At 42.5% G+C, this 17,837-nt stretch carries 14 protein-coding genes and 1 other annotated feature (1 of these 15 only partly in view); of the genes, 10 read left to right on the forward strand and 4 right to left on the reverse strand.

What is annotated here, in order from left to right; all coding sequences use genetic code 11:
* Window positions 1-165: a binding site (T-box leader), on the forward strand (it extends 80 nt beyond the left edge of the window).
* Between the two features lie 68 nt (window positions 166-233).
* Window positions 234-2,675, forward strand: a complete 2,442-nt coding sequence (gene leuS, locus J2Z20_RS01125) for a leucine--tRNA ligase (protein WP_209844527.1) — start codon at window positions 234-236, stop codon at window positions 2,673-2,675.
* On the opposite strand, the gene comER is transcribed toward leuS, so the two are convergent.
* Window positions 2,672-3,493: a late competence protein ComER gene (gene comER / locus J2Z20_RS01130; protein ID WP_209844529.1), complete on the reverse strand. Its 822-nt coding sequence runs from the start codon at window positions 3,491-3,493 to the stop codon at window positions 2,672-2,674. The two genes, leuS and comER, sit on opposite strands and share 4 nt — an antisense overlap.
* 135 nt (window positions 3,494-3,628) lie before the next feature.
* Between comER and J2Z20_RS01135 the strand changes: the two genes are divergently transcribed.
* Together J2Z20_RS01135 and J2Z20_RS01140 are read left to right on the forward strand one after the other, a co-directional pair.
* A complete protein-coding gene (locus J2Z20_RS01135) occupies window positions 3,629-4,129 on the forward strand; it encodes a ComEA family DNA-binding protein (RefSeq protein WP_209844531.1) in 501 nt (166 codons plus the stop codon).
* 59 nt (window positions 4,130-4,188) lie between these two features.
* A complete protein-coding gene (locus tag J2Z20_RS01140; protein WP_209844533.1) occupies window positions 4,189-4,707 on the forward strand; it encodes a deoxycytidylate deaminase in 519 nt (172 codons plus the stop codon).
* Between the two features lie 65 nt (window positions 4,708-4,772).
* Here the strand turns inward: J2Z20_RS01140 and J2Z20_RS01145 are convergent, their stop codons facing one another.
* Both J2Z20_RS01145 and J2Z20_RS01150 read right to left on the reverse strand, forming a co-directional pair.
* Complete coding sequence (locus J2Z20_RS01145; RefSeq protein ID WP_209844535.1) at window positions 4,773-6,515, reverse strand: ABC transporter ATP-binding protein; 1,743 nt, start codon at window positions 6,513-6,515, stop codon at window positions 4,773-4,775.
* A complete protein-coding gene (locus J2Z20_RS01150; protein ID WP_209844537.1) occupies window positions 6,508-8,280 on the reverse strand; it encodes an ABC transporter ATP-binding protein in 1,773 nt (590 codons plus the stop codon). The genes J2Z20_RS01145 and J2Z20_RS01150 overlap by 8 nt, the downstream gene beginning before the upstream one ends.
* 254 nt (window positions 8,281-8,534) lie before the next feature.
* Between J2Z20_RS01150 and J2Z20_RS01155 the strand changes: the two genes are divergently transcribed.
* From J2Z20_RS01155 to holA, 5 genes are all read left to right on the forward strand, one after another.
* Window positions 8,535-8,981, forward strand: a complete 447-nt coding sequence (locus tag J2Z20_RS01155; protein ID WP_209844540.1) for a deoxycytidylate deaminase — start codon at window positions 8,535-8,537, stop codon at window positions 8,979-8,981.
* 27 nt (window positions 8,982-9,008) lie between these two features.
* Window positions 9,009-11,621 (forward strand): DNA internalization-related competence protein ComEC/Rec2, encoded by a 2,613-nt coding sequence (locus tag J2Z20_RS01160; protein WP_342454239.1) that lies wholly within the window; start codon window positions 9,009-9,011, stop codon window positions 11,619-11,621.
* Between the two features lie 163 nt (window positions 11,622-11,784).
* Entirely contained in the window at window positions 11,785-12,333 is a 549-nt protein-coding gene (locus J2Z20_RS01165; protein ID WP_209844542.1) for an RNA polymerase sigma factor, read from the forward strand.
* The gene (locus J2Z20_RS01170) at window positions 12,330-13,550 is read left to right on the forward strand and encodes a zf-HC2 domain-containing protein (RefSeq protein WP_209844544.1); all 1,221 of its coding nucleotides are present in this window, start codon (window positions 12,330-12,332) and stop codon (window positions 13,548-13,550) included. Before J2Z20_RS01165 ends, J2Z20_RS01170 begins: the two co-directional genes overlap by 4 nt.
* 246 nt (window positions 13,551-13,796) lie before the next feature.
* A complete protein-coding gene (holA, locus tag J2Z20_RS01175; protein WP_209844546.1) occupies window positions 13,797-14,816 on the forward strand; it encodes a DNA polymerase III subunit delta in 1,020 nt (339 codons plus the stop codon).
* 100 nt (window positions 14,817-14,916) lie between these two features.
* On the opposite strand, the gene rpsT is transcribed toward holA, so the two are convergent.
* Window positions 14,917-15,183, reverse strand: a complete 267-nt coding sequence (rpsT, locus tag J2Z20_RS01180; protein ID WP_209844548.1) for a 30S ribosomal protein S20 — start codon at window positions 15,181-15,183, stop codon at window positions 14,917-14,919.
* A gap of 209 nt (window positions 15,184-15,392) precedes the next feature.
* Here rpsT and gpr point away from each other — a divergent pair, with 209 nt between their 5' ends.
* Both gpr and J2Z20_RS01190 read left to right on the forward strand, forming a co-directional pair.
* Window positions 15,393-16,394, forward strand: a complete 1,002-nt coding sequence (gene gpr / locus J2Z20_RS01185; protein WP_209844551.1) for a GPR endopeptidase — start codon at window positions 15,393-15,395, stop codon at window positions 16,392-16,394.
* Between the two features lie 146 nt (window positions 16,395-16,540).
* Window positions 16,541-17,809, forward strand: coding sequence for a stage II sporulation protein P (locus J2Z20_RS01190; protein WP_209844553.1), 1,269 nt, complete (start codon window positions 16,541-16,543; stop codon window positions 17,807-17,809).
* Window positions 17,810-17,837: the final 28 nt, after the last annotated feature.

Here is a 17,837-nt window from a genome sequence, read left to right on the forward strand (position 1 = left end):
AGAAACGAACTCGCCTCGGAGTCATACGGCAAGAGCTGGCTGCATAAGGCTGGCAGGGAACCGTATCGTTTTAACCCGCGTTAAGGGTGTAAAGTGAGTGGAAAGCAAAGAATGCTTTACACTAACTAGGGTGGTACCACGGGAATAACGCCTCTCGTCCCTAGCGATAATACGCTATGGGAGAGAGGCTTTTTTGCACTTCATAAGGGAAAATTTTTGAGGGGGATTCGTTTATGACGGAAAAGACCGTTCAACAAGGCGGTTATCAGCCGCAAGCTATTGAGCCGAAATGGCAAGCTTATTGGGAAAAAAATAAAACGTTTAAAACAGCAGAAAATTCGAAGAAGCCGAAATTTTATGCTTTGGATATGTTTCCTTATCCATCTGGCGCTGGACTGCACGTAGGTCACCCAGAAGGATATACGGCAACCGACATTGTATCGCGCTTTAAACGGATGAGAGGCTATAATGTGCTCCATCCGATGGGCTGGGACGCTTTCGGTTTGCCTGCAGAGCAGCATGCTCTTGATACAGGAGAGCATCCGCGGGACATTACGGTGAAGAACATTAACAATTTCCGCCGTCAAATTAAATCGCTCGGCTTCTCCTATGATTGGGACCGCGAGATCAGTACGACGGATCCAGACTACTATAAATGGACGCAGTGGATTTTTATTCAGCTGTACAAAAAAGGACTCGCCTATGTTGCGGAAGTGCCAGTTAACTGGTGTCCGGCACTAGGTACAGTGCTTGCGAATGAAGAAGTCATCGACGGAAAAAGCGAGCGCGGCGGTCATCCGGTTATTCGCAAACCGATGCGTCAATGGGTGCTGAAAATCACAGAATATGCGGACCGTCTGCTTGATGATTTGGATGAGCTGGACTGGGATGAAAGCATTAAAGATATGCAGCGCAACTGGATCGGTAAATCCAAGGGTGCTGAAGTGGTGTTCCCAATCGATGGCCATGAAGAGCAGCTTACTGTATTTACAACTCGTCCTGATACGCTGTTCGGAGCAACATATTGCGTACTGGCACCAGAGCATGAACTTGTCGAAAAGATTACGACGAGCGAGCAACAAGCAGCAGTGAAAGAATACCAAAACCAAGCCGCGCGCAAGAGTGATCTTGAACGTACCGATTTGGCAAAAGAAAAAACCGGCGTATTTACAGGTGCTTACGCAATAAATCCTGTGAATGGTGCTAAACTGCCAATCTGGATTGCCGATTATGTACTTGCAGGATACGGAACAGGTGCAATTATGGCTGTACCAGGACATGATACCCGGGACTATGAATTTGCGCAAACATTCAACCTGCCGATCATCGAAGTGGTTAAAGGCGGCGATTTGAGCAAGGAAGCATATGCAGGTGATGGAGAGCATGTAAACTCTGATTTCTTGAATGGTCTGAACATTCAAGAAGCTACCGCGAAGATGATTTCATGGCTTGAGGACAATGGAAAAGGTCAAGGCAAAGTAACTTATCGTCTACGCGACTGGCTGTTCAGCCGCCAACGTTATTGGGGAGAGCCGATCCCAATTCTTCATCTGGAAGACGGTACAATGAAGCCTGTCCCTGAAGATCAGCTTCCGCTGCTTCTGCCAGAGGTTGATCAAATCAAACCATCCGGTACAGGAGAATCACCGCTTGCGAATGTTACAGATTGGGTGAATACGGTAGATCCAGAGACAGGAATGCCTGCGCGCCGTGAGACTAACACGATGCCGCAATGGGCAGGAAGCTGCTGGTACTACCTGCGTTATATCGATCCGCACAACGATAAAGAGCTTGTCTCCAAAGAAAAACAAGAGCAGTGGCTTCCAGTAGACTTGTACATTGGCGGTGCAGAACATGCAGTGCTTCACCTTCTGTACGCGCGTTTCTGGCATAAAGTACTTTACGATCTTGGCGTTGTGTCGACTAAAGAACCGTTCCAGAAACTTGTCAACCAAGGTATGATTCTTGGAACGAACCATGAGAAAATGAGTAAATCTCGCGGTAACGTTATTAATCCTGACGATATCGTTAATGAATACGGTGCGGATACGCTTCGTGTATACGAAATGTTCATGGGGCCGCTTGAAGCAACGAAGCCATGGAATACGAACGGCGTCGAAGGAGCATATCGCTTCCTTTCCCGTGTATGGCGTCTCTTCGTTACTGAAGAAGGAACGATCAATCCGAAAATTACGGATGAGCAAGGCAGCGATGATTTCAGACGGACATGGCATAAGACGGTGAAAAAAGTAACCGAAGACTTTGAAAATCTTCGTTTTAACACCGCGATTAGCCAATTGATGATTTTTATTAACGAAGCTTACAAAACGGACGTTCTTCCGCGTCAAGCGATGGAGAACTTTGTACAAATGCTGTCGCCGCTTGCGCCTCATATCGCTGAAGAACTGTGGGAGCGTCTAGGTCACAGCGAATCAATCACTTATGTGGAGTGGCCGAAGTACGATGAAGCTTGGACGGTTGAGAATGAAGTAGAGATCGTTGTACAAGTGAACGGTAAAATTGTAGACCGTACAAAAATTGCAGTAGATATGGATCAAAATGCAATGAAGGAGCATAGTTTACTACTTCCAAATGTGAAGAGCGCGACCCAAGGCAAGACGATTCGCAAAGTCATTGCTGTACCTGGCAAACTGGTTAACATCGTCGTTTCCTAAGGCGAGAATAAATCGTTTATTTTCACAATATCTTCTTCGTATTTGTCATGTGTAACACGGATTAACTGGTGGAATACATCGCCGATATTATTGCTGAGCAGTGATAGTCCTTCGGCGGTAATTCCGCCAGGAACGGTTACACGCCGCTGAAGCTCTTCCAAAGAGTAGCCTCCTTCGGTCAGCAACTTACCGGTTCCAAGCAGCATTTCCGCTGCCAAAAATGAAGCGCTGCTTCGCTCGATTCCGGTCATTTCTACAGCAGCATCGATCCATTTTTCGAGGAAAAAGGCTAGAAATGCTGGACCACAGCTAGAGATATCTGAAGTGATTCGGGTATGTGTCTCCCTTACAACGATGGGTGTGCTAATATGTGAGATGAGCTGTTCGATGAGCAAGCGATCTTCGCGTGTTATGCGGCTCCCATATATACATAGAGACGCTCCGCTGCGTGCTGAATTGGTAATGCTGGGGATGACTTTGGCTATTTTGCAAGAGAGACGGCTCTCTAAATGCTTAATTTGGACGGGGCTCGTAATGGAGATCACGATTTGCTCGTTAGTCACCGCCGAACGAATATCGTCAATGACTTTTTTGAATTCGAGGGGTTTCACACAAATAAATAAAATTTGGCTGCTGCTTGCAACCTCTATATTGTCGCATGCGATCTTTAATCCGGGATAACAATTGCTTAGCTGCTGCAGTTTTGGCTTTGTCCGATTGCTTGCGACGATTTGCTGCGGTTCCAGAGCACCGGAACGAATGAAGGCATCGATTAGTATACTTCCCATAGTTCCTGTTCCGATGAATCCCACCTTCATCTTGAGATTTCCCTCCTTTAGTGCTTTGAAGTACTGACAACGTCGTTCTTCTTATTGTATGCGCATTAGCTTGGCTCATGACCATGTTTTGTTTGTAAAATCCGCTAAAGTTTAATAGGATTGGGGAACTGTGAGATGAAGAAAGAGGCTTTATGGATCGGAATCGTATCAGCGATGCTCGGTTCGGGAATGATTTGGTATGCAGCAGCGAAGGATGGGAAGCAGCCAATAGCCGAAGGGTGGAAACCGCTGAATGCTGAGGTAGAAGCTTTTCTGAGCGAGACAAATAAGGAAACGCCTTCTAATCAGGCTGCAGCTTCTAATAAAGCTCCAAGTCAAGAAGCTGAAGGGTCCGGAGGGACTAATTCTTTTTCATCACAAAGTAACAGTGAGAATTCGATTCCTAGTTATTCTAAATCCGCGGAGCAACCTTCTGAACAAAAAGTGAAAATTAACATTAATACGGCTAGTGCTGCGGAGCTTATGGATCTGCCAGGGATCGGTGAAAAGAAAGCGCAGGCTATTATAGATTACCGAACGGACAATGGTCCTTTTCAGAAAGTATCTGATTTAATGAAGGTGAAGGGAATCGGGCCTAAGATGCTGGAAAAAATAGCACCATATATAGTCGTGTGAACGATAGCAATTTTACTTGGGCCGGAGTCCATAAAATGATTGGAACAGGAGAAAGTAAAATGAGTACAGCAGTAAGGAAAGACTGGGATACGTATTTTATGGATATCGCTTATATGGTATCAACACGGTCGCGCTGTATGCGCAGACATGTTGGATCGGTCCTTGTACAAGGCAAGAAGCTGCTGGGAACGGCTTATAATGGGGCGCCGATGGGTTTGCCTGACTGTTATGAGGCCGGATGCATGATTGCCGAGGAAGTTGAGCTCGTCAATGTGGATGGTAAGGAGCAAGTGCTGAAAAAACAGCGCTGTATTCGCACCATTCATGCAGAGCAGAACTTACTGCTATTCACCGATAGAATAGATCGGGAAGGGTCTGTTGTGTACGTTACCGATGAGCCATGCTGGACTTGTGCCAACATGCTTGCGAACAGCGGAATTAAGGAAGTCGTCTTCCACCGTGCATATCCTAAAGACACCCAAAAAGTAACCCGCTTAATGGAACAGATGGGCATTACTTTTAGACAACTTCAAAATTATGAGCCGCCGCAAGATACAATAGCGCCGGTATCCAACTAAATATAATGATCTGTGGGGAAGAACCTCATTTTGCAAATATCTGTTTGCGAAATGGGGTTCTTTTTTTAATTGTGTTTGTGCTGAAACTCCAATAATTGTTTGTAGACACTATCTTTTATTCCGGATAATTTTTCGTGATTTCCTTGTTCAACAACACGGCCGCCTTCAATTACGTAGATTTGATCAGCATGTTCAATAGTAGATAGGCGATGGGCAATTACGATTGTTGTGCGACCCATCATTAGACGATTTATGGCTTGTTGTACCCAGTACTCGGATTGATTGTCTAATGCTGAGGTTGCTTCATCGAGCAGTAAAATGGGAGCGTTTTTTAACAAAGCTCTAGCGATTGCTACTCTCTGTCGTTCTCCACCCGATAACTTAGAGCCTCTTTCTCCTACTTGCGTATTATAGCCTTCTGGTAGCTGAGAAATGAAATCATGAATATAAGCGTCGCGCGCAGCTGAGATCAATTCGTCTTCTGATGCGTTTATATTGCCGTATCTAATATTTTCTTCTATTGTACCATCAAATAAGAAGGGGTCTTGTGGTACATAGGAAATAATTTCTCTTAATTCAGTTAACGTATACTCCCCTAAAGATCTTCCATTGATTGAAATATATCCAACGTCTGGTGGATAAAAACCTAATAGCAGCTTAAGAATTGTACTTTTACCTCCACCACTTGAACCTATTAATGCAACGATATGGCCTTTTGATACTTCCAATGTCAAATGGTCAAGTGCATTAAAATTCTGATCGTAGCTAAAGGACACTCCAGACATGCTTATTATCGAATCTTCTTTAAGCTTAGCTTTTATTAGATATCGTTCTGCTTCAGATGGATGATCAAGTATTTCAAAAATTCGTCTGGCTCCTGCTAAACTTGCTTGTAGCCGTGTTATTGAGTTTCCTAATTCACGAAAAACATTGACTATCGTCATTTGTAATGGAACAGCTGCTAGTAACACACCGTATTGAATGGTTCCATTTATAACCAGTATCATACCGACACCGATAATGCCCGTAAAGCTAATAAATCCAACAAAGAAATCTGCACTTTCAAGTAATGCATGAATTTGACCTTCTTTTTTCATCGAAATTGTTAGTTGTTCGTTATAATTTTTATAACGAGAAGCAATTAAATTTTGAATCCGAAACATTTTACTGACTTGAATGCCTGCTACAAGGTCTGTTAGTTTTTCAGTCAATACGCTCATTTGGTTTAAAATTTTATCATTTATACTTCTGAGTGGAGTTGCAATCTTTTTGTTAACTAAGACTGCAACAAAAGCAATCAGCATAAGGGCTAATCCAAACCGCCAATCAAACATTAACATTGTTATACTAGAACTCATTCCATAAAAAATCATCAAAATAAAATAACGGAAATTCTCGCCATAATATTGTTCCAATGTCTGCACGTCATTGTTCATTCTAGAAATCGTGTCACCACTGTGATGTTGATCAAAATAGTGAACAGGTAGTTTATAAATGTGAGAAAGAAGATGTAAGCGAATATCTAGCATCACCTGCTTCACAGTCCATTGGAGCAGGTAAGAAGAGGCTGGCATGAGTATACTGAAAAACAAGATAAAAACACATAATAACATACTGGAATGAAATAGAAAATTCATATCACCCTGAACTGCAGAATCAGCCATGCCCTTGAGTGCAAAAGCAAATATTATTGGTTGCGATGCAATAATTGAACATTCTCCGAACAGCCCAGTAATGTATCTCCATTTTCTATTCCTTAAAAAGGATAATAAACGAATTGACTCATGCCCAAGAAGTTTGTCAATCATGAGTTAATAACCCCGTTTCCAAGATAATCGACTTCTCCGGAACTTCATTGAATTCGTTTAAGTACAGTTTTTTGTACAGTCCATCTTGACATAACAAATATTCATGATTACCTCTTTCGATAATTCGCCCTCGATCTAATACTAATATCTCGTCAGCATATTTTATAGCGGAGAGACGATGTGCGATGATTATTACCGTCCTGCCGCTCATATCTTGTGCTAGTGCCTCCTGAATTAATGATTCAGACTGTGTGTCCAAGGCAGAAGTAGCCTCGTCCAGTAGTAATATGGGAGCATTTTTTAACAAAGCGCGGGCTAATGCAATTCTCTGGCGCTGACCACCTGACAATTTATTCCCACGTTCACCAACAATTGTTTGATATCCTTCCGAAAGTGTTGTAATAAAAGAATGTGCATTAGCGGATTGCGCGGCAATAATAATTTCTTCAATAGATGCATCTATATTTCCATATTTGATGTTTTCAACTATTGATTCAGGAAACAAATAAGAATCTTGCGATACAAGGCCTATGCAACTCCTGAGATCAGGAAGATTCCATTCCTTTAAGTCTTTTCCGAATATTTTTATAGATCCAGAACCTTCGTGGATGTCATGAAAGCCGCAAATTAATTTAAATATAGTGCTTTTCCCACTACCGCTCGGTCCTACTATAGCGACTATTTTTCCAGATGGGATGGAGAAATTCAAATTGTGTAAACACTTATCTGAATCGGTGTAACAAAAACTCACATTCTCGAATTGTACTGGATCTGCGTTATGGTCATATGAGGGGGGCGCGGCGTAAGTACTATTTTCTTTAGGTAGGTCTAATATTTCAAATATCCGAGTGCATGCGGCTAACATTTCACGATAGTTACCAATCAATCCCGGAATAATTGATAGAGGAAACGCTGCGAACTGGAGTAGAAATATATATGCTAATAATCCACCACTGTCTATTTGCCCATGAAGCATTAAGTACCCGCCATATAATATACATATACTCTCGGGACCAAAACGCATTAAAATTGAAAATGAAATAAGGACTGCCCGTTTTTTTTCAATTATTTTACTGCTCAATAACATTTGGTTGGCTTCTAAAGAGTATTTGTAATATAAGGGTCTCATTAAATTAAAAGATTTTAGAGTGTGAATGCCTTGGATTGAATTCTGAGCAATTGAATTGATGTTCCCTAGTTTGTGTTGGAGTGTTCCCATTTCTTCACCTAAACTTTTGGCTAGGAGATTACTTAAGTAGATGCCAAAGGGGAGCAAGACTAAGCTAATTATAATAAGTTTCCAATTGATGAGGAGCATTAGCGATACAGCACATCCAAGTACTATTGGTGCATATAAAGTTGCATTAAAATAATTAGTAAAATAACGCTGTAGGATAGCTATATCATTTGTCATACGCGAGATCAAGTCACCTGTAGTATATTTATCAATTACTGAAATGGGTAAGTCCAGAATATGAGTTGAAACTTTGTTTCTAATATCTCTTAGAGTGAGAGCAGAAAATCGGGTTGTGGTTAGTTTGATTGCATACTTTATTACAACACCCATGCTGATGATTGCTAAAAAGAAAGCTATGTTCTGCATTAATACATGTTGTTGGTCATGCAACCCACTATTTATAACATTATTTAGAAGATACACAATAAGCGGTTCAAGCACGCCGATAACTAATGTCGTAATAATGCTGACTACTATCAACAACTTATGTGGCTTAATAAAACTAATTAATTTTTTGAGTTCTGACATGATCGACCTCCAACACGTAATCATTTATTTTTGTTCAAAGGATAAAGAAAGTGTTTTGAAAAATTCGACTATTCGAAGGGTCTGACCTTAAGAAGAGTAAAATTTCTTCATATTGGAATATTACATTAATTTTTCCAAAAGAAACATCCTTAAAATAATGTCGATATTGTGTTATAATATAGTTGAATAGATTAATATTGTTTGAATTAGAAAGATTAGGAATGTTCTCATAAACCTGGGTGCTCGATGAGCGGATGACCAAGGAACTTGTGCAAGCCTCAGATGATTACCGCGAGCGGCTGACTACCTGGCGCGGATCAGTACTTGTACAAGGCAAGAAGCTGTTAGGAACGGCTTACAATGGTGCGCCGATGGGTTTGCCGGACTGCTCTGAAGCTGGATGCATGATTGCAGAGGAAGTTGAGCTTGTTAACGTGGACGGTCAAGAACAAATGGTGAAAAAACAGCGCTGTATCCGTACCATCCATGCAGAGCAGAATTTGCTGCTATTCACTGACAGAATTGATCGGGAAGGGTCAGTTGTGTACGTTACTGATGAGCCGTGCTGGACTTGTGCGAATATGCTTGCCAAACGGTTACGCCGGTTTCGAACTAACTTTAAAATATATGGGGAAGAACCTCATTTTGCAAATATCTGTTTGCGAAATGGGGTTCTTTTTGTTTTGTCTGCTCAAAATTAATGTAAAAAATAAGAAGGTGATTGTCTCGTGCTGAACCGTCGTCCGCTCTTGTCCATGACGATTTGCTGGGTTGTTGGGAGCAGCTTGGCATATTTTTATAACATATCTACCCTGCTATTTATATGGATCGGGATATTGCTTGTTTCTATTGCTTCGTGGATATTACAATGGGTACATTTCAAGTTACTGTTTATCATGTGGTGCATGCTCATCTTTGCTGGACTATATTGGGAGTGGAATGACGCTCGTAATGTAAGTCTTATCCCGAGTGCTGCACAGCAATCTGCAGATGAGCTCCATAAATCAGCGGTTTCTGCAGAAGGGACAATTGCATCAGCGCTTGAAATCGATGGGGACCGAGTAGATTTTACGATGGAAGTAACGGCTCTCTCCATGGGAAATAAGCAGACAGCAAACAAGAATTCTTCACTCTCAAAACTAACATCTAAGGAGAAAGTTATTGTACAGGTTCGATTGGCCGAGCAAAAAGAGCTTGAAGTGGTTCGCTTATGGAAACGGGGACAGCATGTCCAGATGCAAGGAATTTTGGAGCGGCCGAGTGAGGGGGGCAATTTCGGAGGGTTCAATTATCGAAATTATTTACATTTGAAGAGCATTCACTGGTTGATCAAGGTGAAGGGGACAGCAAATGTCAGGATTTCACCTGCTTTACATTGGAGTGTTCATACCATCTTTGCATGGAACGACTCCATTCGAAGCTTCCTGGGTGAGACGATGGATAAACTGTTCGATGGACGAAACGCAGGATACATGAAAGGACTCGTTATCGGTATTTCTGATGATCTGGATCCAGAGACATTTGCTCATTTCTCCAAGCTCGGTCTTACTCATGTTCTTGCCATTTCTGGAATGCACGTAGCTGTATATGTAGGAACTCTATTATTTGTGCTGAGGCGTTTCCGTCTAACACGCGAAACGTCTCTTACGATCGTTATTATGCTGGTTCCATGCTATGTACTCATTACAGGAGCTTCTCCTTCTGTTATTCGAGCAGGAATCATGTCGATGATTGGCTTGTACGCGGCAAGAAGAGGATTGCTGAAGGATGGCCTGAATATTCTCTGTGCCTCTTTGCTGCTGCTGATGTTTTGGAATCCTTATTTTTTGCTGAACGTAAGCTTTCAGCTTTCATACATCGTTACTGCAGGACTCATTATTTTCGTCCCTCGTATATATCCGCTTCTGTCATCATTGCCAAAAGGAGCAGCCGGTGCTGCCTCGGTTACGCTCGCGGCGCAGCTGATCTCTTTTCCGCTTACGATTTATTACTTTAATCAATTTTCATGGCTATCATTTATCGCGAATTTCATCCTAGTCTCTTTCATTAGCTGTATCGTGATGCCGCTCGGCATGGCCTCGATGCTCTTCGGTATCGTATGGATTAGTGCGGGCAAATGTTTTGCGAAGCCTGCAGAGTGGCTCAATGAAATAACATTTTGGCTAGTAGAATGGCTTAATCAATACGATCAGTTTGTGATGATTTGGCCATCTCCATCGCTAGCGTGGATTTTATGCTATTACGTCCTTCTCTATCTTATTCTTCTTATGGCGAACCGCTCAAAAAAGAGTGGTGAAGTCATACCGACTTTACCCGATGAGACAGCTCCACTTACGACGACCTCGCTCATGAATGGAGCAGTCTCGCCTAGAAATCGCAAAGCAGCTTTGATGGGAAGCTTATTATTGATCGGTTTCTTCAGATTACTCTATACAGGCTATCAGCAGGAAAATATGCACGGAGCGGGTCTAGTTCAATTTTTAGACGTCGGTCAAGGAGACAGCATATTGGTGACTACGCCCTCGGGATTAAATATGTTGGTGGATACGGGCGGAACAGTTCATTTTCAGAAAGAAGACGAGGAGTGGCGGGAGCGGAAAGACCCGTTTGAAGTAGGTAAGAAGGTGGTTGTTCCGCTTCTGAAGAAGAGGGGCGTGCATGAATTAGAGGCTGTTGTTTTGACGCACGGGGACCAAGACCACATTGGCGGCATGCTTGCCGTGCTTGAGAATATTCCTGTTCGGCGTATATTATTTAACGGCACCCTTTCCGGAACTGAAGTGATGGAACAAATAATGACAGTTGCCATTGATAAACATATTCCGCTGTATGCCGTGCACGAAGATTTAGAGCTCAAATTGGATAAATATACGCGAATTACTTTTTTATACCCTGAGACAAGGGAGCAGGAATCAAGTACTATTGAGAAGAGTGGTGAACAGAATAAACATTCAATCGTGATGAAAATGGAAATGAACAGGGGCCTCTTCTTGTTAACGGGAGATGTAGAATCTGAGGGGGAGCAATATATTTTGCAAAATATGAATTCTTCCATTAGTTCTTTTTCCTCATCTTCTTCCAGTCACCGCGTTGATATTATGAAAATTGCTCATCACGGGAGTAAAACGTCTACTTCAGAAGCCTGGCTCAAGTATTGGAGGCCGCGTGTCTCCGTTATATCAGTAGGCGCATCGAATACATATGGACATCCTAATCCAACCGTTGTAAATAGAATTTCAAATGAAGGGTCTCTTATTTACCGCACTGATCTCCACGGAGAAGTCCAAATGAAGGTTAAGGACGGGGAATTTTGGGTGCGCACTAAACGAACTGCGCCTTAAATTCGTTAATATAATAGAGAGAAGATAATGACGAGGTTATTGTTTTCTGTTATTCTTAGGAAAGATTTGGACCTCTTTTTTATGATTTGAAAAAAAGTTTCGAGATTGCAACAATTTGCTAACCATTATCGTCAATATGGTTACAAGGAGAGGGGGATCCTTTGTGGTAGAGCAGGGACTCATTAGAGCCGCTCAATCGGGCGATCGCGACGCTCTCATCACCCTACTACGTGAAATCGAGCAACATGTCTACCGGACGGCCTACTATATTTTACATAACGAACAAGACGCACTCGATGCAGCGCAGGAAGCACTGATTCGTATATATACCAAAATTGACTCGTATGAAGAAAAAGCACAGTTTAAAACATGGGTACAACGAATCGTCATTAACATTTGCATCGATAAATTTAGACGCGCGAAACCGACGGTTTCTATAGAGGAACACGAGCTTGTATTTCAAGGCAAGGAAAGTGTGGAACGTGAAGTCATGTCTGCGTACATGGCGCAAGATATTCAGGATGCAATTAACAAGCTTCCAGAGCATCATCGTACGGTAATCGTTTTAAGGTATTTGCAAGACTTTTCGTATAATGAAATCTCAGATTGTCTTAACCTCCCGCTGAATACGGTGAAGTCATACTTGTTCCGTGCCAGGCAGCAATTGCAGAATTTACTCCAGGAATATCAGAAAGGTGGTGTATCAGGATGAATTGCCAAGAGGTGGTGGAATGGATGCACCGATATATTGACCATGATTTGAGCGAAGAAGAAACGGCGCAAATGTTCGAACACTTTCGGCATTGCAAAGATTGCACCGCTCTCTTCTCTAGGCTGAATCGATTATCTACGGAGCTTGAGCAACTTAGTGATGTGACGCCTAGATATAGTCTGGTAGATGCCATTTTGCCTCAGCTCGATGCGATTGATAAGGCTCGTCAGGAAGAAGCGTCCACTGCAGGATTACCTGAGGCAGTTAGACCTTATTCAGAACTTGATCGCAGTCATGTAAACAAGAGAACAACTTCGTGGCGGAGCCGCATCAACGGACGCGCAATTGCCGGCGTTGTTGCTGCTGCCATTGTGCTTGGTGTATTTATTAACAACTACGAGCCAAAGACTTTGTCTAATGCGGAAATGGAAGTGGTTCCGACTACAGAGCAATTAAAAACTTTGGATCAATCCGCTGCTGACCGTTCGGAGATTACAGCACAGGTAAATGTTCCGATGGCTAAAGAGGCGCAGAAGGAGTCTCTAGATGAGCCAACAAGCAATCAGGAGAACAGTCCGAATAAGTCTGACTCGAGCGTAAGTGGAAGTGTACCTTCCAAGGTAGAGGATTCCAAGTCCTCAGCACAACATCAAAGTCACGATTCAAGCAGACAGAGTTCTAAATCGGCAGATTCTTCTTCAATAGATTCTGTCGACCAAGAGCATGTTAAGCCAGCAGCATCATTAGGTGCGAACGGAAATGCTGGAACTACAACACAAGATCAGAATAAGTCAACCGCTCCTGCTTCGGACGCTTCTGCTTCAGATCAGCCGGTACAATCTTCTAACAAACAGAGCCAGCCGATTCTGGAAAATAAAGGTACCGATCCGAAATCTAGTAATGATCAATCTAAATTGGAACCTAAGACAGAACAGCCGTCAGATAAAATATACGGCATTGCAGCGTTTAACCCGCAATCATGGTTATCGCCAGATGGCAAATTTACAGCTGTAATTGAAGAGGGACAATTAAACTTCTATTCGATAAGCGCAAATGCGGACAATACAAAGTCTAAAAATCTAATCGCATCAAATACCATTTTGGGTGATTGGGTGCAAGGTTCTTGGTCGGAAGACAGCACGGTGTTTACTTATGAAACGAAGCAAGAAGATAAAGTAACGCAGTACACGTATCAAATTCCGTCAAATCCGCAATAATTTACGCCAAATGGATGCACACATTTGAGAGATATGGAATAGGTTATAGAGACAAAATACAGTTTATTCCCAAGTCGTCAGTATGACCGCGGGCCGGAAGTTTCTAGAGCTTCCTACGTCTCGCGTTTATATAGATGCATTGGGACAAAGGGACCTTCTTCCGATTGTTCGGCAAGGTCCCTTTGTTGTTTTGCAAAAATTTTGTTAAATTATATGTATATGTTTTTCAGAAAGGGGATACCGTACGTGGATGCCAAGACTGCACTGCAACAAATTCGAAAAGGGCAGGTATCACCGATATATCTTTGCTACGGCACAGAGAAATATCAAATTCAACAATTTATTACACTGCTGACTGAGCACGTCACACAAGAGGAGCACCGAGACTTCGGCATTGTACCTTTTGACTTATCAGAAACTCCTATAGAGGCTGTCGTAGAAGAGGCGGAAACCATTCCTTTTCTCGTACCCAAGAAACTAATCCTTGTTAAAGATTCATCTGTGTTTACATCTGGCAGAGATCAGAACAAAATCGACCATCAACTTGATCGCCTGCTGGCATATATGGATAATCCAACGGAATACAGTGTTATTGTGTTCATTGTAGAAGGCGAGAAGCTGGACGAGCGTAAAAAAGTCGTTAAATCGATGAAAAATGCCGGCACCGTTCTTTCATTCATGCCTCTAAGTGGAGAACAACTCGTAGAATGGGTTACACATCAAGCAGAGAAGAGAGGCTGCAAGCTTGCTGCCGGAGCGGCTGATGCGCTTATTCGGAACGCAGGTACACAGCTGCAGACGTTGTCTGCAGAATTGGACAAGCTTGCTCTTTATGCGGGACAAGGCGGCATCATCGATGTAGAGATTGTAGATATACTGGTAGCGCGCAGTACGGAGCAAAATGTATTCGTGATGATTGAAGAAATTGCGAATCTGAGACTCGAGAAAGCGCTGAATCTATATTATGATTTGCTGAAACAGCGTGAAGAGCCTATTAAGATTGCTGCTCTTATATCAAGGCAATTTCGGATAATGCTACAGGTAAAAGAATTAGGACAGCAGAGCTACTCTCAGCAGCAGATTGCTTCGCAAATTGGAATACATCCCTATGCGGTAAAAATTGCAGGTGAACAGGCGAGAAAATTCGATACTGGGAGGCTGCGGCGTATATTAGCTGATCTTGGGGAACTTGACTATCAGATGAAGACGGGTGCTATTGAAAAAGTACTTGGTCTGGAGCTATTTCTGCTGAAGCTTGGAGCATAGCGCATAACAAATCAAGAAAGCATTAGAACTCAAAAGCCCTGAACAAGCAAATGTTGTTCAGGGCTTTTCGTTTGTGTTATGGAAAGCGCTTCTTGACGACTTAAGCGTTAAGAGCGTTCAATTTTTTCGCCAAGCGAGATTTCTTGCGGGCAGCTGCGTTTTTATGAATCAAACCTTTAGTTACAGCTTTGTCCAATTTTTTGGAAGCAGCAAGAACAGCAGCTTTTGCAGCTTCTACTTCATTCGTAGTTAGTGCAGTTTCAGCAACTTTAACAGCTGTGCGAAGTGCAGATCTTTGGGAAGCGTTAAGTTGACGACGTTTGTCACTTGTTTTAACGCGTTTTACAGCGGATTTAATATTTGGCATTGCGATTCACCTCCTGTAAGGCATTAGCATTTACGAATCCATCAAATGATTCACAACTTAAAATATTTTAGCATGGGGTATAGTAAAAAGCAATACTACAAACTATTGATCTCCTCAGATGATTGTCGCCCAAAATAGAATAATTTGCATAAAGAAGCTCCTTCTCCCGCACAATAGAGTTAATGTTGGTAAAAGGAGGGCTTCATAGCATGGATTTGGATTTACAAAAATATGCGGTTCGCACGGATTTAGCCATTGAAGCAAAAGAATTAGCAGAAGCGTCGAACGGCTCACAAATTCCTGGTGTTCATGAGGAAGTGAGTGAACAGGATGGAATCAAGGTGACTAGACTGGACGTAGTTGATGAGGCGGGTGCTGCTATTCTTGGGCGTATGAAAGGGCATTACATTACCTTAGAGGTTCCTAATTTGCGCAACCATGACACGGATTTGCAAGAGCGCGTATCTGCCACTTTTGTGAAAGAATTTGAAAATTTTCTGCGAAAAATTAATATTGCTCCTTCTGCACGTGTGCTCGTCGTTGGACTCGGCAACTGGAACGTAACTCCGGATTCACTCGGCCCGCTTGTCGTCGAAAATATATTAGTAACGAGGCATCTGTTTGAGCTTATGCCTGATCAAATATCTCCTGGATATCGAGAAGTGAGTGCCGTAGCACCAGGGGTGCTCGGTATTACAGGGATTGAATCCAGCGAAATCGTTCAAGGGATCGTCGAACGAACGAAGCCGGATATTATCATTGCCATTGATGCGTTAGCATCAAGATCGTTAGAACGTGTCAATACGACGATTCAAATTGCCGATATTGGCATTCATCCCGGTTCAGGCATTGGCAACAAACGGCGAGGACTGACTGAGCAGATCTTAGGTATTCCTTGTATCGCCATTGGCGTACCAACAGTTTGCTACGCTTCCACCATAGTCAATAATGCTATGGAGTTAATGAAGAAACATTTTAACCGCGAAACGGAACAGACCGGACGAATTATGGGCTTACTGGAGCAAATTTCGGAGCAGGAACGTCTTGGTCTTGTTAAGGAAGTGTTAGAGCCGCTCGGTCATGATTTAATCGTGACCCCAAAAGAAATTGATGAATTTGTTGAAGATATTGCGAACATTATTGCAAGCGGCTTAAATGGAGCACTTCATGAAGCAGTAAATGGGGATAACGTGGCTGCTTACACACACTAAAAATGAACGAAAATACTGCGAATCTCGTAAAACAGAACTCCGAATCTATCGGAGTTTCTTTTTTTTCTTGTAAATAGTTCTATCTATTGTCAGAGGTTCATAGATTTGAAATATACGAGAATGCACCCAAGGAGGACAGATAAGCTATGAAATGGTTAAGAAAACATACAAATCATATAAGCAGATGGAAAGAGAATATGATGCGAGTTTTAGTGATGGGACAAACCTTTGCTCTTCTTACAATAGGTTCCATGGTTTTTTTCATGGTGCTTGGGCTAGGAGGAATGGCAGAGAAAAGTTTACATTCGTCGCCGGTTTCCTCGATGAAAGGCTTTGCGGCTACTGTGTCAAGTCGGTTTTTTATGGACATGATTGGTATGGAGATGCCCTACTTAAAAACTAAGCAAAATGACTATACGTTTTCAGCTAAAAATATGACGACATTTGTGTTTCAACTATTAACGAACGTGAATCCGATGGATCCTAAGACGTTGATTGCTCGTGAGGTGCCTGGCATTGGAGCAGATGATCCGGTACTCCTTCGCCATGGATCAGGAAATGAAGAGGTAGATGCACCGCAAGATTATCATTCGGACACGAATCACGACGACACAGTCAAGATTGACGAGCACAATCAAGAGCCGCAGCAAGATCCGTCGTCAAATGATCAGAACAATTCAAAATCAGGTCAATCGGATACGAGCGGCAATGCAGGAGATTCGCAGCCGTCAAAATCTTCTAGCAAAAAGGTAGTAATGATCTATCATTCTCATCCTCGTGAATCTTTTAACCCAATGCTTCATACGAATAATGATAATCCGGAATCAAACAAGCTGAATGTTGGAACGATCGGAGAGTTTATGGCGAAGAGGCTTGAGGACCGTGGAGTCGGAGTATTTCACTCAAGAACAGACTATGCATCTACGATCGCTAATTATAACTACTACTATTCTTATAAATACTCCAGAGAGACGGTAAAAGCGGCCATTGCTCAATATAATGATTTAAACTACTTCATAGACATCCATAGAGATTCGCAGCATTATCAAAAAACGACGGCGACGATAGGTGGAGTCAGTTACGCTAAAGTGTACTTCATTATTGGGCATGAAAATAAAAATTGGAGCAAAAATGAGAAGTTTGCGAATGAAATACATGAGCGTTTAGAAAAGGCATACCCCGGTGTATCTCGAGGCGTATGGGCTAAGACGGCCAAAGAAGGCAACGGGGAATACAACCAGTCGTTTTCACCTAACAGCATATTAATTGAAGTCGGCGGGGTCGATAACAGCGAAGAAGAGCTTGAACGTACTGTAGACATTTTAGCCAATATTATTACAGACATTTATTGGACAGATTCGAAGGCGCAAACCGTAAATGCAAGCAGCGACGGAAGCGGGAAGGGCGGCAAGTAAAAGCGTAAAGTAAATATAGGCGACTTTA

Source organism: Paenibacillus sediminis (assembly GCF_017873765.1).
Classification (GTDB): Bacteria; Bacillota; Bacilli; order Paenibacillales; family Paenibacillaceae; genus Paenibacillus_AG; species Paenibacillus_AG sediminis.